This window comes from Serratia sp. JSRIV004, assembly GCF_019968705.1.
Classification (GTDB): domain Bacteria; phylum Pseudomonadota; class Gammaproteobacteria; order Enterobacterales; family Enterobacteriaceae; genus Chania; species Chania fonticola_B.
Genome location: NZ_CP074140.1, coordinates 94,253 through 117,947 on the forward strand (window position 1 = coordinate 94,253; position 23,695 = coordinate 117,947).

The following is a 23,695-nucleotide window of genomic DNA, read 5'->3' on the forward strand; positions in this document are numbered from 1 at the left end:
ATTCGGGATGTTAAATAGAGAGATTTACACTAACGACCCACTGCAATCAGAGTTAGCAAACAATGGGGTTGCCGTTGTAAACGATGACCAGAGTGCCGAGTCATTTGCTACTCTGCGCTACGAGTTGAAAACCTTTGTCTGTGATGGTGCCTATGAAGCAGGTATGCAGAAAATTCTGACGGCATACTTGAGCAAGTTAGAGGCGAAGGTCGAGCAGTCTGGGGTTTGGATCAGCGGTTTCTATGGGTCGGGTAAATCTCATTTGGCCAAGATGCTTCGCACCTTTTGGACCAACCAACGTTTCCCGGATGGCGCAGACCCACTGAGCTTGGCTGAGTTGCCCGTGGGTATTCGTGAGCAGTTTGCTAAACTTGAGCGTCTATCCCATGAATACCAAGGCCTTCATGCTGCTTCTGGTACTCTAGGGGCGGGTAAACGGGGCAACGTGCGCCTAGCGTTTCTCTCTATCATCTTCAAGTCGGTCGGTTTGCCAGAGCAATACCATTTGGCTCGTTTTGTTATGTGGCTAAAATCCCAAGGAGTCCTTGAAGAGGTGCAGCAGTATGTTCGCCTGCATGCTAAGCCTTCAGGGGATCTCGATGCATGGCAAAAAGAACTGCGTAACCTCTATGTCTCTCCTGTGCTGGCTCAAGCTCTTTTGTCACATTTCTCAGACTTGGCTACCACTACACCAGATATGTTCAAGGTGCTTCGTGCTCAGTTCCCCGAAGTGAAAGACATCACCAACGATGAGATGGTTGGTGCTGTGATGGAGGCTCTTGAGCGCAATGGTCAACTTCCTTTGACCTTGGTTGTTCTTGATGAAGTGCAGCAGTATGTTGGGGGGGATGAAGATCGTGCTTTCGATGTACAAGAGGTGATTGAAACCTGCTGTAAGGCGAGTCGTTTCAAATCCCGCCTGCTGTTTGTGGCCACCGGTCAGAGCGCCCTCAGTGATACCCCTAACCTGCAGCGTTTGATGGGCCGTTTTGTCGTGACGGTTCAATTGGCCGATACCGATGTGGATGCGGTCATTCGTAAGGTGATACTGCAGAAAAAAGAGAGCGCCAAAGGGGTCATAAATTCTCTGTTCCAAACCAATCTAGGTGAGATCAGTCGTCATCTGCGTGGTAGCAAGTTTGAACACCAGCGAGATGATGAGACCTGGATGGTAGCCGACTATCCTCTGTTGCCGGTACGCCGCCGTTTTTGGGAAAAACTACTGCCTGCTTTAGATAAAACCGGTACCGGCTCTCAGTTGCGTAACCAACTGCGTATTACCCATGAGGCGACTCGTTTTGGTGCCGAAAAACTCCTTGGCTGTATTATTCCTGCAGATTTTATCTACGACCAGATAGTCAATGACCTGGTAAACAGTGGGGTAGTGGGGCAGGAGATCTATGCCGAGATTGGCAAGCTCAAAGACGGCTCTCATGAGGAAGTGTTACAGGGGCGAGCATTGTCGCTGATCTTGATGATCAGCAAACTACCAAGTGAGATTGACTATGGCATTCATGCAACCGCCGAAACCTTAGCCGATTTGCTGCTTGAAGATTTGAATACGGAAAAGCATGAATTACGTCCCCGGGTAAACAAGGCCTTGGAGGCTCTTGAGAAGGCATCGCTCATTATGGCGGTTCAGGCTGCCGGTGGCGTAGAGTATCGTCTGCAAACGGCAGAAAGCCAGCAATGGTACGACATGTATCGCCAGCAGCAGGCAGAGCTACGGGCAGACCCGGCTCGGCTGGATGGCCTGCGTAATCAATTGGTACACTCAGTGGTACGCAAACTGGTGAGCCAAGTACGATTGACGCAAGGGGGGGTGGCTGAAGGCCGTACGTTGAATGTGGAATTTGGTGATGACTTGCCTAAAGATTCTCAAGAGAAGCTCTATGTGTGGGCTCCCTCTCTGCCAGAGAGACAATTACAAGAGCTGGCACGTGCGGACAGCGCCGATAACGGCACACTCTACCTTTATATTCCGTCCGATCGTAAAAGCGCTTTGAATGCTGCTATTGTCGACAAGCAAGCGGCTACCATGACCTTGGATGTCAAACAAAACGCGGTAATAACCGAAGCCGGTAAAGAAGCGCGTGCCGCCATGATGTCCAGCCAGCGGAATGCTGAGGCGGAGGTTAAACGCCTGACCTCCGAGATGGAAACCCTGATGTGGTTGCGTCTTTCCGGTGGCAGTGAAGTAGGTGGCGATACTCTGAGTGAGCAGTTGCAAAAAGGGGCCGAAACAGCTTGTATTCGCCTCTATCGAAACTTTGATATGGCCGATCACAAGGGCTGGGCCAAGGTCTATGACCGTGCTAGCCGTGAAGGGGGCGAAAATGCTCTGGAGGCAGTGGACTACCAGGGCGAGGCACAAGCCCATCCGGTCTGCCGCGAAGTTAAAAAATTTATCGGTGTGATGAAAACAGGTGCCGAAGTGCGTGAACGCTTTGGCAAAGCTCCCTATGGCTGGTCCCGTGATGCTATCGATGGTGCTCTCTTTGCCATGTTGGCTGCTGGAGTGATCAAAGCCAGTGATGCCAAACTTAATCCTACCGATGCCCGCAGTCTAGAACGCGCTCAGGTTGGCCAGACTCAGTTCCGCCCCGAGACTGTTACTATCAGTAAGAGGGAGCTTATCCTGGTGCGTAGCTTGATCAACAGTTTTGGTGTGCCCTGCAATGCCGGGGAAGAGAGCAGTAAGCTCGGCGAGGCGCTGCAAAGTGCTAAGGCGTTGGCCCGTCGTTTGGGCGGTGAAGCGCCGTTGCCATTGCCTCCAAGCACCCAATGCATCGATGAGCTACTTGTACTGTCTGGTAACGATCAACTACTTGAGGCCTACAACCGCAAAGACCAGCTGCAAGCGGAGTACGAAAGCTGGAAGAACCAGCTTGAACTGGTCGCTGAACGCAATGAACAGTGGTACAACCTGCAAAGCTTATTGCCGTATTGCCGCGAGTTAGTTGTTATTAGCGAACTCAATAGTGAGTGCGAAGCCTTGCGCGCAGGGCGCACCCTGCTGCAAAGTCCATCGCCAGTACAGCCACTGCTAGCCAAGGCGCTTACCGCCCTGCGTGATGCCATCACCGCCCACTGCACTCGCTATGAGCAATGCTATCACGATTGCTACCGCGAGTTGGAGATTGACTCCAGTTGGGCCAAACTCAACGGCGATCAGCAGAGTGATTTACTTAAAAAACATGGTATTGCCAAGCTTCCTGCCCTCAAGTTGGGAAATTTGGACGAGGTGCAACAGAGTCTGGATAACTGCTCCTGGCAGGGGTGGAATGATCGCATCGCTGCCTTGCCCTCTTACTTTGCCAAGGTTTTGAATGATGCCGTAACGCTACTCAAGCCTAAGGTGCGCCATATTTCGCTGCCTAAACCGTTAATTGAATCAGAGCAAGATCTGAAAGACTGGCTTGCACAGGTAGAAGCACAGGTGCGTAGCGAACTGGACCAAGGTAACCCAGTGCGTGTCAGTTAACGCATAGCAACCAAGCGATTAAGCTACTTACGGCGCACTGGCAATCTGGCCGGTGCGCTTACTCCCTGATAGTGACGATTGGGACAAACCAATCTGCTCTGATCCATCGAGTGAATACCATGAGACAATCCCTGGATAAAACCCTAAGAAACCAGTTAGAAAGTACCGTTTTGACTGCCCGCGAAGTAGTCGAAACCGCTTGTCATGAAGAGATTGAGCGCTTAGGCATTGGTGATACAAACGCGCCAACCTTTTTAAACGAGGCTCAGCGCAAGCTGCGTAACCGCCTGCGTGCCCATGCCCGACAGTTAGGGGACAATCTTGCAGTCAACGGTGCACAGGAGACGAAGCACCTGCTGGCCGAAATGGCTTACGAGCAGTGGCACCGAATGCTATTTGCTCGCTTCCTTGAGCAAAATAATCTGTTGATGTATGACCCCCACACATCGGTCACTCTGGATGAGTGCGCAGAGCTGCTTGAAGAGGAACCCGAGTGTGCCAGTGCCTGGGAACTGGCTGGTCGTTTAGCCGCTAGAATGTTACCTCAAGTGTTTCGGGTCGATTCCCCCGTGCTTGAGGTGCGTCTTGCCATCAACCATCAGCGAACTTTAGAAGGGCTGATTAACAATCTACCATCCGCTATTTTTCAGGCCCAGGATAGCTTGGGGTGGTGTTACCAGTTTTGGCAGACCAAGCGTAAAAAAGAGGTCAATGATTCGGGTGTACCGATTGGGCCAGATGAACTTAGCCCGGTGACTCAGCTATTCACCGAGCCCTATATGGTCTCGTTTTTACTCGATAATGCCCTTGGCGCTTGGTGGGCTAAACGTCGTTTGACCCAGGATCACTTGCGTTATGCCAGCGATGAGCTGGAGCTGCGTGAGCGCGCTGCTATCGATGGTGTACCGCTCTCTTATCTGCGCTTTGTAAAAGTCAGTGATGAACAAGGCGAGCTGTGGCAACCGGCCGGTGGTTGGTATGACGCTTGGCCGCAAGAGATCGGTGAACTCAAAGCGTTGGACCCTTGCTGTGGCTCCGGCCACTTTTTGGTAGCGCTTTTCTTGATGCTAGTGCCGATGCGTATGCAGTTGGAAGAAGTTGATGTCAACACCGCCATTGATCGGGTACTGCGACAAAACCTTCATGGATTGGAACTTGATGGCCGCTGCATCGAGATCGCAGCCTTTGCTATGGCGCTGGAGGCTTGGCGCTTCCCAGGTAGTAGCGGTTATCGTCCACTACCCGCCCTGCAACTGGCCTGCTCAGGGCAGGATGTAGAAGCTGCTGCTCAAGAGTGGCAGCAGCTTGCTAAGCAAAACCCAGAGCTTGAATCTGCGCTGACCTGGCTTAAACACCAGTTTAAAGATGCCCCTGTACTTGGTAGCCTGATTGATATCAAAAGCGCTCAGTATAAGGGGAAAGAGGTAGGCAAGCCCGCCCCTTGGCTGCAGCTATTAGCCGCTCAGGCCAATGGTGTTGATGAAAGTCAGGATACCCGTATTGCCGCGCAGGGATTGGCATTGGCGGCTCAATTGCTTGCGGGCAGCTACCATCTTGTGGCCACAAATGTACCCTATTTAAAACGAGGAAAACAGAGTTCTGTTCTGCAGGAGTTTTGTGAGAGTTACTATCCAGAAGCCAAAGTCAACTTGGCAACTGTGTTCCTGGAGCGTTGCCTTGACTTTAATGCTCCAGGGGGAAGCTCAACCATTGTATTACCGCAAGAATGGCTTTTTTCGATCAGTTATATGGAGTTTCGGGAAAAACTACTGATAGAGCAGGCTTGGAACCTTTTGGCCCGCCTGGGGGCAAGGGCTTTTGAAACTATTAGTGGTGAAGTGGTTCAAGTGATCTTGTTTATCCTTAGCAAGGGTGTAGTTCATAAAAATGCACTAATGCGTGGAGTGGATGTGGCGGAATTGAAAACGGCAGAGGAAAAAGCGAGCTTTTTACTTTCAGCGGCTATTAATGCCGAGATTCAAGCAAGTTTACTTGAAAACCCTGAATCAATAGTTTCTTTCAATGAGATTAACTATCAGAACGTCGGAGCTTTTGCTAAATCAGTCCAAGGGATTAAAACAGGCGATGATGGTCGGGTACGCAGATCATTCTGGGAGCTTAGTGAGCTTCTTTTGGAGTGGAGTTATTATCAGAGTACATTTGAACGAAACTTACATTTCGGTGGATTACAGTATGTCCTTTACTGGGGAGATAGAGGCGATGGCTTGGCGAGGAAGCAAGGTCTAAAGGCTTGGGGTAAATATGGATTAGGCATTAGTCAAATGGCCTCTTTACCAAGTGCTATATATATTGGTGAAAAGTTTGATAGCAATATGACCGTAATAGTTCCAAATAATAGCAATGACCTTCTGCCAATAGTAGAGTTTGGTATGTCCGGTTTGTATTCACAAGAAGTAAGGAAATTTGATACATCATTAAAACCAACCAATAGTGCTTTTGAAAAAGCACTGTTCGATATTGAACATTGGAGGAAGTTATCAAAGGAAAATTATAATCAAGGACTTCCGAAACCTTATTCTGATGATCCTACACAATGGATCTTCCACGGGCATCCCTGTTCTTCTGTAATTTGGGATGAGGAAAGTAAATGGACCAAAGAAGGGCCAGTGCGCTTTGATGACACAGTGCTACAAGTTGCAGTGGCGCGGATGTTGGGTTACCAATGGCCTACCGAACTTGATGAGCAGATGGAACTAGCCGACGAGCAGCGTCAACTAGTTAAGCAGGCTGCCAAGCTTAACTCTTTCGTCGATGAAGATGGCATTGTTTGTTTACCGGCTGTACATGGTGAAGCGCCTGCCCATACTCGCTTAGAAAAGCTATTGGTGGCTGCCTATGAAGATGACTGGAAGGCTGGGGCGCTGGATAAACTGCTTGTCTCGGTGGGCAGCAAGAGCCTGGATCTTTGGCTGCGCGATAAGTTTTTTGAACAGCACTGCAAGCTATTCCAGCACAGACCCTTTATCTGGCATATCTGGGATGGCCTGAAAGATGGCTTTGCCGCCCTGGTTAACTATCACAAGCTTGACCGTCCTGGGTTAGAACTGCTGACGCACACCTATTTGGGCGACTGGATCAAGATCCAGCAGCAGGGACTTAACGAGGGTCGAGATGGTGCCGAAGAGCGTCTGACCGCAGCCAAGAACTTGCAACAGCGTCTTGAAGCGATCCTGGTAGGCGAGAAAGGTTTGGATATCTTTGTGCGTTGGAAGTCGCTAGCCGAGCAGCCCATTGGCTGGAAGCCGGATCTCAACGACGGTGTGCGCCTCAATATCCGGCCCTTCCTAAAAGTGGACGATGTGGGCAAGAAGGGGGCTGGGATCCTGCGCATTAAACCCAATATTAACTGGAACAAGGATAGAGGCAATGATGTCGAATCCGCACCTTGGTACTCTTTGGGGTTGCAATATGGCGAAAAAGAAGGTGCTCGTATCAATGATCACTATTTATCGCTAACGGAGAAAAAGGCTGCCCGGGAGTTACTATCATGATCAAGTCGGTTCACAACTATCCTGTTTCTACCTTGCTCGATATTGAAGCGGGGGTGATATATGCCATCCCCCGTTACCAGCGGGAGTACACCTGGGGTAAGTGGCAATGGGACGCCCTGTTTGATGATCTGTTAGAAAACGATCTGCACTATTTTCTGGGCTCTATCATCTGCATTAATCAGAGCACCGATGCTCTATCGGTCCAGCAACTTGAGTTGGTTGATGGTCAGCAGCGTATGACGACTCTATCTATCTTGCTTGCGGCCATTTATTTTGTGTTTTCAGCCCAACCTGATTTAACCATGGAAAGGCAGATTGAGCTGTATAACCTCAAACACAAGTTAGTGCTCAAGAAAAAGGCGGAACAACCTAGATTGGTACCACAGGTACAGAATTATAATCAGCAAGACTATAGGGTTGTACTGAATATGGCGGGCATTCTTGCTGAGGTAGAGGCAAAACCCAATGCAGGTAAGCGCCGAGTAGTTAAAGCGTATCGGCACTTCATCGGGCGTATCGAACATTATTTGTTCGAACAATCTCAACTGAGTATGCCTCTTGAACCTATAGTTGCGTTAAATGACCTGTTGGAGAAAGTCAATTCCGCATCTCTAGTTAAGATTGAAGTAGGTAGCCACTCAGATGCCTATACCCTATTTGAGTCACTCAATAACCGAGGAGTGCCGTTAACCGCTATCGATCTGATAAAAAATAAACTCCTAGCTAAACTCGAACAACTTGATGAAGGGCAGATAGAAAATCACTTTAATAGCTGGACCCAAGTGATTGCTGCTTTGGGGGATGATTATGCTGTTCAGGAACGTTTTTTCCGTCACTACTACAATGCTTTTCGCGCCGAGCTAAAGGATATTTTCCCCGTTCCTGTCGCGACTAAATCCAACCTTATCCAGATCTACGAAAAGATCATTGGTCATGATGCTCAGGATTTTCTGGTGAAAATGAAGCACCATTCAGCGCTTTATGCTCAGCTTATTGGTCATCACAGGTTATCGGATGCGCCGCATCTTGAGCAGTTGTTGCAAAAGTTGGGTCGTGTACAAGCTGCCCCGTCCTATCTGCTGTTGTTGTTACTGTTTTCACGGCGTGATTCCATGGAGCTGACGAACGCACATTTGGAGCAGGTGGTTAATCTGCTTATTGCCTTTTTCGTGCGGCGTAACACAACAGATTATCCTGCAACCCGCGATTTGACTCGCATTTTTATGGAGTTGGCCGATTCGGTTCGCCCTCTCTGCGCTGAACAGGTCTACCACAAAGTTGCAAATACTCTTCGTAGTGTTAGTGCCAGTGATGAGCAGTTTAAAGAGGCCCTTGCTGGCAATCTCTATGAAGAGAATACTGGAGTCTGCCGCTTTATCCTTTGTGCCCTGGAAGAACAGCATATGACTAAGGAGTATGCGGTCGATTTGTGGGCCATGGAAGGAAAGCAGTATGTTTGGACCATTGAGCATATCTTCCCGCAAGGTGAAAATATTCCTGATGAGTGGGTGGCGATGATTGCACAGGGAGATAAGGCATTAGCTGAACACTATCGTCAGCAATATGTACATCAGCTCGGTAATCTTACTATCTCCGGTTACAACAGTACGCTGGGTAACAAGAGTTTTGTAGAAAAACGAGATAGGGCCAATCGCCAGGGGCGCCCAGTAGGCTATCGCAACGGCCTATTTTTGAACAATTCTCTTGCGAAAGCAGAAGTATGGACCGTAGCTAATATCACAAAACGTACAGATCAGATGGTAGAGTTAATCTTAGCAGCATTCCCCTTACCTGAGGGGAATGAGCATAATTATAAACTGGCCGAACCTTGTCTTTAAGCATTCTATTTCTCAGTGACTAAACGTGAAGAGGAACCTATGATCCCTGACCTTAGCATCGTTACCGGTAGCCAGTTTGGATCCTCCTTTTGTTCAGTTGATATTAACTCCAAACTGACTGCTGGGTGTAAAACGTTGGCAAGGGGTGAGGGGGATGAGCATCATCCGATTTGAACTGGGCATTATAATGATTATTTCAACGGCGACTGTTCCCTGGTGTTTTGGGCCGGGAAAGTCACATTTTGTTTATAACGAACTGATCCGCCTGGGAAGTTTAGCTTCCCTGGCGGATCAGTATTGAGAATCCCATGCAAGTTATTGACTATCTTGTCAACCAATTACGCGAGTGCGCTCTTTATAACTCCCAGGTGCAAGTATCCCCCGCAGTGGTGATCTGGACCGATGAAGCATGCCAGTGGCAATCTGCTATGCCGGTGATCAAACGATACCTTCCTGAATTACTGGAGTTGGGTTCCTACCTGCCCCATGAGCGTACTGGCCCAGCTATCTGGCTAAAATGCATGATTGCAGGCACTTTGCCGCAGTACTCTTTACCTACAGGCGCCGTACCAATCCTTTATCTACCAGGTGTCGGTCGTAAAGATTTGCGAGCCATCGACCAATGTCCCCTTTCGTTGCAGCCTTTAGCTGAGCTGCAATACAGGGGGGGCTGGTGGGTCTATAACACTGCCGGGCGGGATTGGAGCGTGGGTTCTTTCTTGAGTAATCCCAAAGTGGGTTTACAACTTGATATTGCCAAAGATGGCCGAACTCAACAAGCAATGTTGGAGGTATTGCCTGACTTGCTTGAGGAGCAGGCAGCCAGCTTGCAGGGTAAGCGTCTTGAGGCAAGTGATCTTTATGCTCTTGCCGGTGGTGACCCCATCAAGAATATGTTGGCTTGGCTCAATGCTCCAGAAATGACTGAAGGAGAATGGAAAAAAACCAACCAGTGGCAGCATTTTTGTGGTCAGAGCAGAGATGCATTTGGTGTTGACCCTGCCAGCGTAGAATCGGGCGCAATGTTACCTCTTCTATGTGAGGCTGATGGCCCCTGGCAAGGCGTATGGGAGCGTTTTACTGATACTGCCGCCCACCATTCCTTGTTGGTGAAAGCTCTGCATCAGGTACAGCCCACCGGACTGTTGTTTGATCCTGCTCATTACCCCTTTGTCAATCAGCACGAAGAGCAGAAGTTGGCGCATGCTCTTACCGGCTTAGTATCGGACGATGTTTCCCATATTCGGGCTAAACTGGCATTGCTAGAGGTAGAGCATGCTCCTAGACGTGAATGGATATGGGCTAGCTTGGGACTATCTCCATGGGCTCGTATGTTGGCTCCTATGACCGCGCTGGCTGAACTGACCTACCAGCCATTAGGTGGGCCGGATATCACTACCATGGCTACACATTACCAAGAAAAAGTATGGCAGACAGATGATCTTGCCTTGCAGGTGATGACCATTGCGAACGAGGGAACTATGGAGCAATTAGCAGCTCAGCTGTTAGCCAAGCTTTATACTCCTTGGCTTGAGGCGGTGACTCTCCACTTTCAGCAACTGGTCAAGACGGAAGGGTATCCTGGTAGCACTAGTGTACAAGAGCCTGGTGCTGAGTACCTGGGGACGAGTACAGTGCTATTCTTTGTCGATGGTTTGCGCTTGGATGTAGGCCATCGCCTGAAGGGGGTACTGGAGCAATCAATGTTACAGGTGAAATTGAAGAGCCGCTGGAGTGCACTACCAAGTTTGACGGCCACGGCTAAGGCTGCGGTTACTCCTCTTAGCTTCCAACTGAGCGGTGATCTGGATAGTGAAGATTTCATTCCTCAATTTACCGATTCGGGGGCTTCTTTCTCGTCCCATTATTTTAAAAAGGGATTAGCTCAAATGGGTTGGCAGTACCTTGATGGGCAAGATTGCGGTGAACCTGAACAAGGAAAAGCCTGGGTACAATGTGGAGATCTTGATAACTTGGGCCATGAGCGTCAGCAAAGTTTGCCGAAATATATCGATCTTGCCTTGAAAGGTGTGGTCGATCGGATTGTGAACCTGCTTGATGCCGGATGGGGTAGGATACATGTAGTGACCGATCACGGTTGGATTTGGGCCCCCGATAAGCTTCCTAAAGCTGATATGACCAAGCATATGACTCAACTACGTACTCCCCGCTGCGCCATTTTGAAAGGTAATGTGCAGAGCGAATATTTGCAGTGCCCGTGGCATTGGAACCCTGCAGTGACGGTTACCATGGCTCCAGGGATTTCTTTGTTTCAAGCCGGTGATTACTACACTCACGGTGGCTTGAGCCTGCAGGAATGTTTGACACCTGAATTGATTATCACCAAAAAGCATTAATAACATTTTGATAGAGGCAATATCGCTTCGTTGTAAGTATCTAAGGAAGGCGTGTGCTTTGTCGATTTTCGCAAACAGGTCTGTGGTTGGTGGTGTTGATTGAACAATAGCTCGGTATAGTCGTGAGCGCCATTGGAACCCCACACCCCACATAAATTGATGATAATGGCTGACGCACAACGTTTATCCGTGCTCAGCCATACTCGTAAGCATCCAATCAGTACTGCCTGGTTTACCTGTAAGTTAGGCCCCACCTGTTTCAGATGTAGTGACATACTGAATTTGGCCACCTGAACAGAGGTGATATCATCACCTCAACTTACCAAAGGTGACCTCATGACCGGTCGTACCAGAAGAACTTTTAGCCCTGAATACCGGCTTGAAGCCGCACAACTTGTGCTCGACCAAAATTACTCCGTCGCCAGTGCTGCCAAGGCTATGAACGTGGGCGTTTCCACGATGGATAAGTGGGTTCGTCAGCTCAAAGAAGAACGCGCAGGAAAATCGCCTAAAGCAATGCCGATGACGCCAGAACAACTTGAGATACGTGAGCTAAAAAAACAGATCCAACGTATTGAAATGGAAAACGATATATTAAAAAAGGCTACCGCTCTCTTGATGTCAGACTCCCTGAAAAATTCTCGTTAGTTGAGAAGCTCAGGAAGCGGTTTCCTGTTGCCACTTTGTGCAACGTGTTCGGGGTCCACCGTAGCAGTTATAAATACTGGCGTAAGCCAAAAATGCCCGATGCCTCGCGAGTGGTATTGTTGAGTGCAGTGCGTGAGGTGCACCAGGCCAGTCATGGTTCAGCCGGGGCGCGGAGTATTGCTGCCATGGTGACAGCAAGAGGCTTAAGCCTTAGCCGTTGGCGCGCAACGAAGTTAATGAAAGCCCTGAATATAATCAGCTGCCAGCAGCCTGGACTCCGTTATAAAAAGACGTCAAAAGAGCATGTTGATATCCCGAACTATCTGGATCGACAGTTTGCCGTTACGGAGCCTGACCAGGTTTGGTGTGGTGATGTGACCAGGGCAACGATGGGCCTATCTGGCCGTTGTTCTGGACTTGTTTGCACGTAATCCTGTGGGTTGGGCGATATCGTTTTTCCCGAACTCGTCGCTGACAGGAAAAACGTTATCGATGGCATGGGAGCGCAGAAATAAACCGGCGAACATCCTGTTCCATTCTGATCAGGGAAGTCATTATACAAGCACTCATTACAGGCAGTTGCTGTGGCAGTATCAAATAAAACAAAGCTTGAGCAGACGGGGCAACTGCTGGGATAACAGTCCTATGGAACGCTTCTTCCATAGTCTGAAAACAGAGTGGGTACCCGAAACCGGTTATAGCAATTTTACGGATGCTCAGCACAGCATAACAACATACATAACGGGTTATTATAGCCAGTTGCGGCCTCATCAATATAATGGTGGGCTGACACCGGATGAATCAGAACGACTGTTCTGGGAAAACTCTAAAACTGTGGCCAGTTTTTGTTGACCACTACACCATCCTACCATTCAGTAGAAACCCAGTAACTTCCTTCTTCCAGAAACTTTATCTTTTCGCATAATCACTCCAAATTTGATATCTTTATTAACTCCACCATAGGCTACTAGGTATTATGCTGATATTAAAAACCAGGAATCTGAAATGAGTAGTCAAAATCAAGAAGTAAGTAAATTTTTAAGTTATGTATTACGTCATCAACCAGAGTCTATCGGTTTAACTCTGGACAGTGAGGGGTGGGTAAGCATCGACTCACTTATCACCTGTGCGACCCAAAAGGGTAGGATACTTAACTTACAGTTGATAAAATTGGTTGTGGAGAACAGTGACAAGAAGCGTTTCTCTATTTCTGACGATGGCTGCTATATCCGTGCTGTACAGGGACACTCCTCACCGCAAGTGGATATTAAGTATGAGGAAAAAACTCCACCACAGTATCTTTACCATGGCACAGCAATACGTTTTATCAATTCAATTCATCAAGATGGCTTGATCGCAGGCTCCCGTCAGTATGTACATCTATCCTCTGATATAACTACAGCAACAGCGGTTGGCCAGCGACATGGTAAACCTGTTGTATTAACACTAAATGCATTGGCCATGTACCAAAATGGCTTTAAATTTTACCAAGCTGATAATGGTGTGTGGCTAACGGCTACAGTGCCGGCGAAGTTTATCTGCGAGTGAATGACGGATTCGGCCTAACCTAGAGTAGCTTGAACATAAGTTCGGGGATGGTCTGTCCCCGAGCTAAAAATTTAACATATATGAATACTATCATAATTTTATTATATTAAAAAATATAATTCGCCATCCAAATTTCGCGATTGGTCATTCATTCTCCATCATATTCAATGGTAGCTTCTAATGCACTGCGAAGCCAATCCCAAAATCCACTAAATTCAATAACATTCTCATATCCTTCGTTAGCGAAATCATGAATGATTATTACTCGTCCTGGTTTATCTTTATCCCAGCATGCGATGTCATCATTATCCTCACGCCTCGCGAATGGAACTAGTTGCCTTGATGGATATCTAGATTTTATTCCATCATAACGTGATCTTAGCCTTTCTCCTTGAAGTATTATCCATGGGTCAAAATCTAGCAATCCTTGTTCTGCTATCCTATTGAATTCCATGGGGTATTCAAACCATTCTGGAAGTTCGTCTTTTGTAAGAAATTTATCCATTTTATTCTATTGAGCCTATAATTGGTGAGCCATTAGGGTATGTATTTCTATATCCGGAGTTTTGTTTTCCAATTCGTAGCATGATCGCATCTTCCCATGTAACAGGGACACCTTTTTTAGTCGTAAATCGCTCAATAAATTCAGTCGGTAAAGGTGAGTTTCCATCATGCACTCGAGCCTGAACATTCACATTGGCGCGAGATGCAGCTAAAACACGGGTATTATCTATGGTTGTTAACCCTCCATCGCTCATTCTTACCACATCGATTGGATCTCCTTTCCAACCATTCTCAATCATACTCTTTGTTAAATCACCAGCATTGTTTACTGAACTTTGACTATATCTTATTTCATGAGGATTTAAATCCACTGTCGGGATGTCTGGTTCCCCTAAATTAACCACACTAGCAGTCTTTTCTCCTGTAGCAGGCGGGCAATTCCCCGGCACGCTCGTCAACCCCAGCGGATCCACCCAACCAGTTGGGTTAGGCACATATTGCGTCTGGTTCAGCCCACCCGCCAGCCCAATCGGGTCCGGCGTGATAAACCGTGCAGTCTCCGGCGAGTAATAACGATACCGGTTATAGTGTAGCCCGCTCTCTACATCGTGGTACTGTCCCTGGAATCGCAACGGTTGTACCACTGCGCCAACGAACGCTACCGCCAGATTGCCGTAGGCGCGGTACGCCGCACTCCAGGCAACCTGTCCTTTGCCGTTGACCAGTTCCTGCGGAGTGCCCAGATGGTCGGTCAGGTAGTAGTAAATCTCCGACTTGCGCCCTTTCCCCAACAACTGTGCCAGCGGCACAAAGCTGCCGGGGGTGTACAGGTAGCTTTTATAGGTTGCCAGGTGCGCCGGTTTTGGGTCGTCCGCCGTAAAGATATTATCATCGTCAGCGCATTCTGCCACCATCCGCTCACCTTGCCAGAAGAAGCGGGTTAGGGCATCGGGCCTTTGAGCGAGCAAGTCCTGCTTGTGGATACGCCGCCCAAACGCATCGTAGGCATAGGCGAAGTGGGTTTTCTGCCCCTGCCGCTGTTCAATAAACTCCACCAGACGGTGTTGGCAGTCATAACGGAACTCTCGTACCCACAGTGGCTTGGTGCTGCGCACTTCGCGTGTCAGGTTGCCAAACTCGTCATACTCAAACCGCGTATCGCCTTTCTGTTTAAGCAAATTGCCACGGATTTTCGCTCCACGGGAGGCGGTACCGTTCCCCAACACGTTACCCGCTGCATCGTGCGCAAACTGCTCACTGACACCCCGCCAGCGCAGCGCCTGCGGCAAGGCTTCGGGGTAGGTTATCGGGTGGTGCAAGGCTTCAGTCAGGCGATGTTGCTTATCGTAGCGGTATTCCCGGTTGCCTTTGTGCGGATCGAGGATTTGCGTCAGGTTACCTGCCGGATCGTACTCATAGCGGCGCTGCATCACCCGCGTCACGTTCGGGGCCTCGCCCTCCATTTCCGCTTTGACTACGGCGCTGGCCTGTTGATGGCGCAGGCGTTGTCGCCCATCGTAATCAAACTCGCTCACCACCTCGCCGGTGATACGCCGGGTTTCCTGCGCACCGCGATACTGGTGCTCACTCAACACCTGACCATTGAGTGCAATACGCGAGACCTGCCCTTGCTGGTACTGGTAGGCCAGAATGTTGCCGTCGGGCAGGCATTGGCGTGTCAGGTTGCCCGCGCTGTCATACGCATAAAACAGGCTGGCAAAACCCTGATACTCTTCCGTTAACCGCCCGGCCTCATCGTAACCGTAGGCCAGCGGCCAATGCCCATCATCCACTAGCCGCAAGCGGTTGAAGCTATCGTAGCCGTAGTTGACTTCCTTGCCGTCTGGCAACACTTTACGCACCAATCGTCCGGCGGCGTCCCGCTCATAGCGGGTGACCAGCGCGGTCTGTTCACTCTGGCTGGTGCCGTACTCGGTGCGCTGGGTCAGGTGCCCGTTAAGGTCGTAGTCATAAAAGAAGTGGCGTCCGTTAATGGTGTGTTCTTCACTCACCAGGCCATTGGGGTAATAGGCCAACCGATGGTGTTCGCCGTTCTGGTTGATGATGTCACTGACGAAGTTCTTCGGGTTGTCATAGAGGTATTCCACCTGACTGAGGTCAGGGTAAATGACCCGGCTCACCAGATGGGAGTTTGGATGGTATTCGTATTGTGTGGTGAGCCCTTTTTCGTCACGCTCGCTGGTCACCTTGCCGTAGGCGTTATAGCGGTACTGCCGCACCGTGCCGTCCGGTGAGTGGATGTCTTCCAGACGGTTGGCTGCGTTCCAGGTATAACGGGTACCGTTGACCCCGGCGTCGTCCAGCGGGCTGTCGCTGTGCCGGATCACCTGTCCCAGCAGGTTATAGCGATAATAGTGAGTCAGCCCGTTACGCTGATGATGCTCCAGTACTTGACCAAAGGCATCGCGAACGAAGCGCTCGCGGCTGCCATCCGGGTATTGCACCTCGTTGAGTGCCCCTTGCGCTGACCACTGATAGTGACAGGTATTGCCCAACGCATCGGTTTCTTCCGTTAGGTTGCCCTGCGTATCGTAGCGATAGCGTTCACGGATTTTATCCTCCTGATCGAGGCTCCAGGTGGTTTTCTCCACCACCCGCCCCCGCGAATAACGGTATTGGGTCTCCTGCCCGTCCTGGGTGCGCACCCAGGTGCACTGCAGTTCGCCGTTATAACCATATTCGGTACGGTTGCCCAATGGGTCGGTTTCACTCAGCAGCTCCCCACGTTCGCCATATTCGTTGTGGTGTGTAGCGCCGTCCGGGTCAACCTTTTTCACCAGGCGACGGAAGCGGGTATCATGCTGCCAGGTCTCCCGTGAGCCGTCCTGATGGACTACAGTGACGGCCCCAGGTTGCTCATCCCACAGAAAACGCTGGTCAAAGTTTGGCAGGTTGCTCCAGTGGCGCACGGTACGGACCTGCTTGCCTTCTCCCTGCCATTCCCAGTAAAACTCGGCTCCACCCGCCAACTGCCGCAGGCTGAACACATAGTCGTCGCGATATTGGTAACGCTCGGCTTCTCCCGCCGCATTGATAGCGGCACTCAGTTGCCCCCGCTCATCGTACTCATAGGTCATCAGCGAGTAGGCTGCATCTTCTCGTCCAGACTCAGGGATCAGACTCAGTTGCGTCAAGCGCCAACCCTGCGGTAACTCCTGATAGCTGAACTGCAAGGCAGCACCGGCCGGGTGCTTCAGCCGAACCGGCAAGCCCTCATGATAATGCAGGGTCAAGTGCTGCTGGCGATGTGAAAGGCCGGTAATGCGCCCGGTCGTCTTGCCTGGCACCCGCTGCACATGCAGCACCCAGCCGTCCAGGCTACCGGCCATCAGGCAGTAGCTATCGGGTTTCTCATCCAGATAGGCGGCAGCCCCGGCCACATAGTTAAGCCCACTGGGGGAGACTTCGGTAGGCAACGGCAGAATGGTGGTGAGGGCCTGATGATCGGTCCAGTGTAGTTCATCACCGACAAATTCCACCTGATGCTGCAGGCTGTGGCTCCAGCCAAAACCCAGCACCGACGGGCACTCAACGGCAGTGGTGCGGTACTGACGCTGGAAGATAAAGGGCGTCAGGCCAATCAGTTGCCCATCGTCCAGGGTGAGCAGTTCCTCGCCGTTGATCAGCGAGACCGGGCAACCGGTTGTTCCGGTGCATTGCGAGTTCACCGTGGATTTCCCCGTCGCGTCTGTCGCGGGGGTATTTTTCACCGTGCCCGAATTATCGACCAGGCCAGTCTGGTGATTGGGCCCCACCAGGTTCTCTCTATCCGGTTTCAACCGGCTATTAGGCTGGCGTTTGAGGTTCGGTAGACGCGTCTTTTCAAAGAAGCGTTTGACCAGCTCCAGGGTGGCAAACAGGACCGTCTTCAGACCCTGCCAAACATGCTGCATGGCGCTGCCCAGCTTCTTGAGCAAGCGGCCCACTTTATAGACCAGGAACGCCACGCCCAGCCCGGCGGTCACCAGGGTCAGCAGCGCCCCGAAGACAATGCCGACCAGCGCATCACCGATAATAGAACCCCCTACTTTCACCATCGGCTCCAGCAACGCCCCCCACGGGTACATGCGCAATTGCATGACCACCGAACGCATAAACAGATACAATCCGGCTTCGTCATTGAACAACGCCAGCAGCTCACGGGTCATCTGCTTGCTGCCCTCCAGCAGCGTCTTCAGTTTCTGTTCATCCAGTTGGGTGATCAGATCCTTATACTTGCTGGCTCCCGCATAGATTTCCTGTCCGTATTTTGCGGGATCGGTGATCACGTTGTAGGCCAGTTTTACGTCGTCCCACAGCCCGAACATGCCCTCGTACAACCCATCTCCCAACGCGGTCAACAGGCCTGCATTAATAGGGCTGAGCTGCCACTGCGGCTTATAGGCCTGCCATTGCGTAGACAAGGCATCGTACATCTCCAGCATCAGGCCGTCATAGGCTTGCAGCATCTGGTTATTGTGCTGTTCCAACTGGGTGTCGGTGGCTTTAACGTAATACTTCTTGCCCGCGGTCAAACCGGGAAAGAGCGCCACACCTTGCTCATCGGTTTGTTTCGTCGCCACCTTCGAGTCAAAGCCAAAACTGACATCTTCATAGATCTCGATGGTCACATCGGGAATAGGCAGGTCAAGCGTGGACTCATAGGCAAGCGCCACCGTGATCACACCGCTCTTGGGGCAGGTCACCACACTGCTCTCAAAACTGCGATCGTTTTCAGAGACCACCTTTTTACTGTCGTTGAGCCGCAGGGTTTTCTCCATCTCCAGCGTCGGCCCACCCAAGCTTCCGGAAATGCTGCTGGCGGTGGCCCACTCCTTGACGATCTGCCGATATTCTTTAGTCAACAGGGTCTTGTTCTTGAAGCTCAGCAACGCATTATCAATACTCGCAATATATTCGGTCGTCATAGTCCATTACTCACGGTCGAAAAGAGGAAACGTTAAAGGTGCTCACCTCGAACGGATTAGTACGGCGATTCAACGTATCTACCAGAGCCTGAGATAGCCGTGCGGTTCGCTTCTGCGGATCGGGCGTCTGTTGCCAGACCTGTGGGTACAGCCGCATCGCAACCTGGCGCAGCACCGGTTCCGGCACAGCTTGATAGAGTTCAAACTCATTCTCGCGCAACCAGTTCAGCAGGTTGGCGATCAGCGGTGACGGATCTTCGTCCAGCAGGGAGTCCACCATGCCTTGAGGCACCTGCCACCACGGGCTAACCAGGGCCTGCGCAGTGGGATCTACTGGACAGGTAAATACTTCGCCGTTTACCCAGTAATCGGAAAACGCCGGCAGAATAGTGCGCCATCCATCGCCAAAATAGTGCAGGTAAGCCGGTAAGAAGCGACCATCCCAGTAACGGAAAAACACCGCTTTGCCGCTGGGCATAATCACCTGAGTTAAACCGGCAAGGTGGGCGGCCAAAGCGGCCTGCGGCAGCGGTGAACGCGCCAGCCAGCCCCAATTGCGCAGGGGCGTTTCTGCTACCCAGCGCAGGAACGGACTGCCTTCATTGAGCTGCACCATCACTGGCATCACCTCGAACCAGTTGGCATAGGGCGTGTTGGCATAGAGCCCATAAGGCGTGCGGCTGCCATCTTCCCTGTAATAAGCTTTAATACCTTCCGCGCCATTGGTATTGGCCAGGATGGCATACAGCGGTGTTCCGGCCGTGTCTCTGACCCAGTCCTGTACGCGTTTTTTGCTCATGACTTTTTACCCATCTTTTTGAATAGCGCGTCCATATCCGCAGATTGCGAGCCTTTGAGCTTGTCGCTGGCCATATTCAAATAGTCTTTAGCGGTTGCTTCGGACAGTTGGCCGACATCAACCATCCCGGCCAGTCCACTGATAGGCAACGAGCCAACGTTAGGCAATTCTTGAGAAACACCGCCTGTCGAGGCCCAGCCACTGCCGGGCATCCCTTGAGCGCCACTGGCCGTTGCCGGGATCGCCCCACCGGATTGCTGTACAAAACCGCTGGAAATATTTTTGCCGGGCGACGCAGTAGCCGCAGGCGATTCATCTATTGGACACTCGCCCTCTTTGCACTTCTCGCACTCTTCACAAAAAGGAGCGTCACTGCTGAGCACACCCTGTTGAACCAGCATAGGAGCAGCCAGCAATGGCACCACACCCGGCATCTTCAGGTTGACGCCCTGTCCGCTCCCCGCAGAACCGCTACCCACCAGCAACGATGACGAGGTGAAAATGGCCCCCGGAGCCAGTTTGATGAAGCTGCCCCCAGCCTTGAGCGTCAGCTCACTGCCCGCCGACAGGGTAATTTTGGCCCCGGCTTCTACCGACACCTCCTGCCCCGATTTCACTACGTAGGCACTGCCGACCTGCAAATGGGATTCGCCATCGGCCAGTTCGGACTTTTTGCCGCTGGTATACAGGGAGAGTTCACCCTTGATGCGGGTTTCCTGATTACCCTCGATGTCACTCAGGCTGTTGCCGCCAATCTTGCTGTGCTGGTTGGCGCGGATATCCCAGTGCGCATCGTTATTCACCAGCGCCTTGAGGTCTTTCTGCGCGTGCAGGAAAATCTCCTCGCTGCCCGCTTCATCCTCAAACGACAGTTCGTTAAAACCCTCGGCCTTGTGCGATTTGCTGCGCCAGACCGATTTGGTCTTGTTGGCAGGCAGAGGGTAAGGCGGTTTGTTCAAGCCGTTGTAGTAACGCCCACTGACCACCGGGCGATCGATATCGCCGTTCAGGTAGCTCACCAACACTTCCTGACCGATGCGCGGCAACGTCACCGCACCAAAGCCATCCCCCGCCCATTGGTTGGAGACCGGCACCCAGCAGGAGGCCTTTTCATCCGCCGGGTCGTAACGGTTCCAGTGAAAATGCACCCGCACCCAACCCAGTTCGTTGACGTACAGCTCTTCCCCCTTTGGCCCGACGATGGTCGCCACCTCATCCCCGTCGGCCAGCGGTTTGTAACGGTAGCTTGGCCGCCAGTCGATATTCCCCGGCGCGAAGGTCAGTGAGTTAGTAAAAGTGGTGCCGCTGCCGTTACTCTCTTCTTCCAGCGCAGCAGGCTGTTCTCCACGGTGGCTGACGGTGATCACCTGCCAGCGATCGTTACGTGCCTGCACCGGGTGGCCCTGCAAGGTGAAAATCGTGCCCGGCATCAGCCGGATACTGTTGGTCTCTGCCTCGCCCTGTTGGGTGCCAGCCTGCATCGCTTCCAGCCGCAGGGTACTGAACTGTGGCCCGGTCTGGTCATCCTGATAACGGCCATAGCTCTCAAACACCGAGTATTGGGTGGCTTCACCGCCCAGTTCAGGGTCGCTCTGCTTGAATTGCAGGGGATGGTCGGGCCGACGATGCTCGCGATCTTTGAGCACGCTTTCCCGTGACTGCATATACGCCCCCAGGGTCAGCCGGTGGGCGATATCCCCCTGAGTGGGCGACTGGATATGCGGGTTGAAGGTCACCGGGACACCCTCGGTCATCCCCAGATGCGAGTCGCCGTACACCAGTTCGTTATCTTCAAACCAGAAGGTGATCCCCACCTCGGCCATCAACCGCAGGATGAAATCCAGATCGCTTTCACGTTTCTGGGTCACGTACTCACGCGGTGGATAGGTCTGCTGGAGTTGACTCTGGTACGGGATGTGGTGCTCATCCAACACTTGGTTGACGATGTCGGGCACCGACAGGAAATGGAAAATGCGGCTGTCCTGCTTCAGGCTCAGGACCCAGACATCCGGGCGGATCACCGCCTGATAATAGGTACGACGAAAACCGCTTTCCCCCTGGGTCAGGCTGGCAATCAACCCCGGTATGGTACGCTGTTCTTCGCCACTGACGGTGACGGTCAGCGACCCCGGCTGCAGCAATTGTGCCGCCAGGTCGATATCCGACCGGGTGCTGACCAGGCTCACCGTCAGGGTGAACAGGGTCGACAGCCCTTCCTCCAGGGTAAAACCGGCCACGTCGAAAGTGTCCTCGGGCAGTTCACCGAGTTGACTGCTGAAAAATAATCCGTTGTCCATTGCTCACTCCTTGTGGTGTCTCACATCATGGCCCGTTGGCCGCGCGCCTGGGGTAATGCCCAGCGTTGCTGTGAAGGTTCGGTTATCACATCCAGCAACAGGAAGCTGTTGGTGGTCAGACAATGGGTAAAGAACACGCTCAACGCCGCCGCAAAGGTGTAGCCTTCGCCCGGGCTGTCGAACGCCGTGTCATCCAGCGTCAGGGTCATCTGCAGGCCACGCCGCAACCGTTCGCCCATCAGGGTATTCACCGGTTTGGTCTTGACGGCCAATATGCCCTCCACTGCCCGCCGGATGTGCCGAACCTGGGGCAGGTTGTGCCGGGCATGCAGGCAAAAGTCGTCGATCGCCCGCTGCACCGTTTCCCGGTGGTTGAGCAAGGCCGGACTGAACGACAGGCAGGCCATCAGCCGCCAATGGTGATGACTATCCACCACCGCCGGGTAGGGCGTTGAAAATCGTGTCACGGTGGTGACATCCAGGGTATCGGTCACTGCCATGCCGAGCAGGAAAGGCGAGCCAATGGGTAACGCGGGCGTACTGGCCGTCGTGGTGAGCAGGTCGCAGACCACCGCGCGACACGGCGGCTCAATCAACGGTTCCCCAGCACTGTTGCACAACACCAGCTCATGCTGCATCCGCCCCAGCACATCTCCGCGGACCTGCACGCGGTAAAACAGCGCCAATGCGGCGTCGGGCGCATAACGCGATTCCGGTGTCAGTTCGCTGTCGGGCAGAAAATGCACCCGTCGGCCTCGCCTCAGCGTGTCTGGCTCCTCCAGCATGCTGACGCCGGTAATGGCATACACCCAGCGATCGTCGGCATACGGCAACGGGTAGACACTCTGCCCGGGTAACAGCCGCAGAGGCGTGCTTTTCTGCGCCGCCAGGCTGATCACCGGAACGCAATGCAGCTGAAAGGCCGAGGCCACCTGCGCCTGCGTGAGCGGGATCTCCCCGTCGAATGAGAGGATGACGGTAAAGATGCGGCTGTTCCCCAACATCAGTCCGGAACGAACCGCGCCAAAATCCAGCGTCAGGAAATCATTCACATGGGGCAGATACAAATACTCGGCCAGGCTTTGCAACGCCCAGGTGGTTTCCCCCTCGTGGGGCAGAATGCGATTATTCGCATCAGGCTGCGGTGCTGAAATCACCGTTTCCAGCACCGTCTGCCGTCCTTCCACCTGCAAGACCGGCCGGCCCTGATGCTGTTCGCACCACAGCGTCAGCGTCGCCGCCACTTGTGGATCGTCGCCCAGAAACAGTGACAGCGGCTGGGTTGGCCACACGTCCCCCGGTCCCTGGTAGTGAAACGTCAGGTGGATCTCGCTGTGGGCATTGGTGACGATCAACTGCCGGTCAATCAGGGCTAAGGGTTGCAGCGTCAGGGCATGACAGGTCTGGAATACCTGCGTGCGGCCATCAGCTGACAGGGAAAGCGACTCGCCCGCGGGCAACGTCAACGGCGCATCCAGCGTGCCCGCCTTGGCGCTGATGTTCACCACGCCACAGGCCGGAATGGGCCGCAACGGGAAGGGCCAGATACGGGAAAGATGCCCCTGCGTCACTTCGGGGAAACCGTCTTCCAGCCGTTGGCGCAGCCCGGCATTGAGCAGCGCCGCCCCCTGGATCAGGCATTCCACATCCGGATCGCCGGCATGGCGGCCCAACTGCGCGGCCAATGCCGGGCTTTCCTGTGCCACCTTGTCCGCCAGTGCCCGCAGGTAGGCATGTTCTTCTCGAAGGTGATCGGTAAAGTTCATCAGTCAATCCTTGA

At 52.2% G+C, this 23,695-nt stretch carries 11 protein-coding genes and 1 pseudogene; 7 read left to right on the forward strand and 5 right to left on the reverse strand.

The annotated features are described in order from the left end of the window. The first annotated feature begins 7 nt into the window (after window positions 1–7). The 7 genes and pseudogenes from brxC to KGP21_RS00410 all read left to right on the forward strand — a co-directional run bounded on the left by brxC (window position 8) and on the right by KGP21_RS00410 (window position 13,387). The gene (gene brxC, locus KGP21_RS00380) at window positions 8–3,484 is read left to right on the forward strand and encodes a BREX system P-loop protein BrxC (protein WP_223536794.1); all 3,477 of its coding nucleotides are present in this window, start codon (window positions 8–10) and stop codon (window positions 3,482–3,484) included. A gap of 119 nt (window positions 3,485–3,603) precedes the next feature. Then, window positions 3,604–6,996, forward strand: a complete 3,393-nt coding sequence (locus KGP21_RS00385; protein ID WP_223536797.1) for a BREX-1 system adenine-specific DNA-methyltransferase PglX — start codon at window positions 3,604–3,606, stop codon at window positions 6,994–6,996. Beyond that, the gene (locus tag KGP21_RS00390) at window positions 6,993–8,834 is read left to right on the forward strand and encodes a DUF262 domain-containing protein (protein WP_223536800.1); all 1,842 of its coding nucleotides are present in this window, start codon (window positions 6,993–6,995) and stop codon (window positions 8,832–8,834) included. Before KGP21_RS00385 ends, KGP21_RS00390 begins: the two co-directional genes overlap by 4 nt. Before the next feature lie 154 nt (window positions 8,835–8,988). Next, window positions 8,989–9,135: a hypothetical protein gene (locus KGP21_RS00395; RefSeq protein ID WP_223536803.1), complete on the forward strand. Its 147-nt coding sequence runs from the start codon at window positions 8,989–8,991 to the stop codon at window positions 9,133–9,135. A 7-nt stretch (window positions 9,136–9,142) separates the two neighbouring features. Then, window positions 9,143–11,191, forward strand: coding sequence for a BREX-1 system phosphatase PglZ type B (gene pglZ / locus KGP21_RS00400; protein ID WP_223536806.1), 2,049 nt, complete (start codon window positions 9,143–9,145; stop codon window positions 11,189–11,191). A 336-nt stretch (window positions 11,192–11,527) separates the two neighbouring features. Further along, a pseudogene (locus KGP21_RS00405) lies at window positions 11,528–12,691 on the forward strand (IS3 family transposase). Window positions 12,692–12,844: 153 nt separating this feature from the next. Next, window positions 12,845–13,387 (forward strand): RNA 2'-phosphotransferase, encoded by a 543-nt coding sequence (locus tag KGP21_RS00410; RefSeq protein WP_025122249.1) that lies wholly within the window; start codon window positions 12,845–12,847, stop codon window positions 13,385–13,387. Window positions 13,388–13,535: 148 nt separating this feature from the next. Here the strand turns inward: KGP21_RS00410 and KGP21_RS00415 are convergent, their stop codons facing one another. From KGP21_RS00415 to tssF, 5 genes are read right to left on the reverse strand one after another with little or no spacing between them, the layout of a single operon-like run. Further along, window positions 13,536–13,892 (reverse strand): hypothetical protein, encoded by a 357-nt coding sequence (locus KGP21_RS00415; RefSeq protein WP_223536809.1) that lies wholly within the window; start codon window positions 13,890–13,892, stop codon window positions 13,536–13,538. Between the two features lies 1 nt (window position 13,893). Continuing rightward, on the reverse strand, window positions 13,894–18,819 hold the full coding sequence (locus KGP21_RS00420) for an RHS repeat-associated core domain-containing protein (protein ID WP_223536811.1): 4,926 nt from the start codon (window positions 18,817–18,819) through the stop codon (window positions 13,894–13,896). Between the two features lie 10 nt (window positions 18,820–18,829). Further along, a complete protein-coding gene (locus KGP21_RS00425) occupies window positions 18,830–19,618 on the reverse strand; it encodes a DUF4123 domain-containing protein (protein ID WP_223536813.1) in 789 nt (262 codons plus the stop codon). After that, a complete protein-coding gene (gene tssI / locus KGP21_RS00430) occupies window positions 19,615–21,915 on the reverse strand; it encodes a type VI secretion system tip protein TssI/VgrG (protein ID WP_223536815.1) in 2,301 nt (766 codons plus the stop codon). Before tssI ends, KGP21_RS00425 begins: the two co-directional genes overlap by 4 nt. A 20-nt stretch (window positions 21,916–21,935) precedes the next feature. Beyond that, the gene (tssF, locus tag KGP21_RS00435) at window positions 21,936–23,681 is read right to left on the reverse strand and encodes a type VI secretion system baseplate subunit TssF (RefSeq protein ID WP_223536817.1); all 1,746 of its coding nucleotides are present in this window, start codon (window positions 23,679–23,681) and stop codon (window positions 21,936–21,938) included. Between the last annotated feature and the right edge of the window lie 14 nt (window positions 23,682–23,695).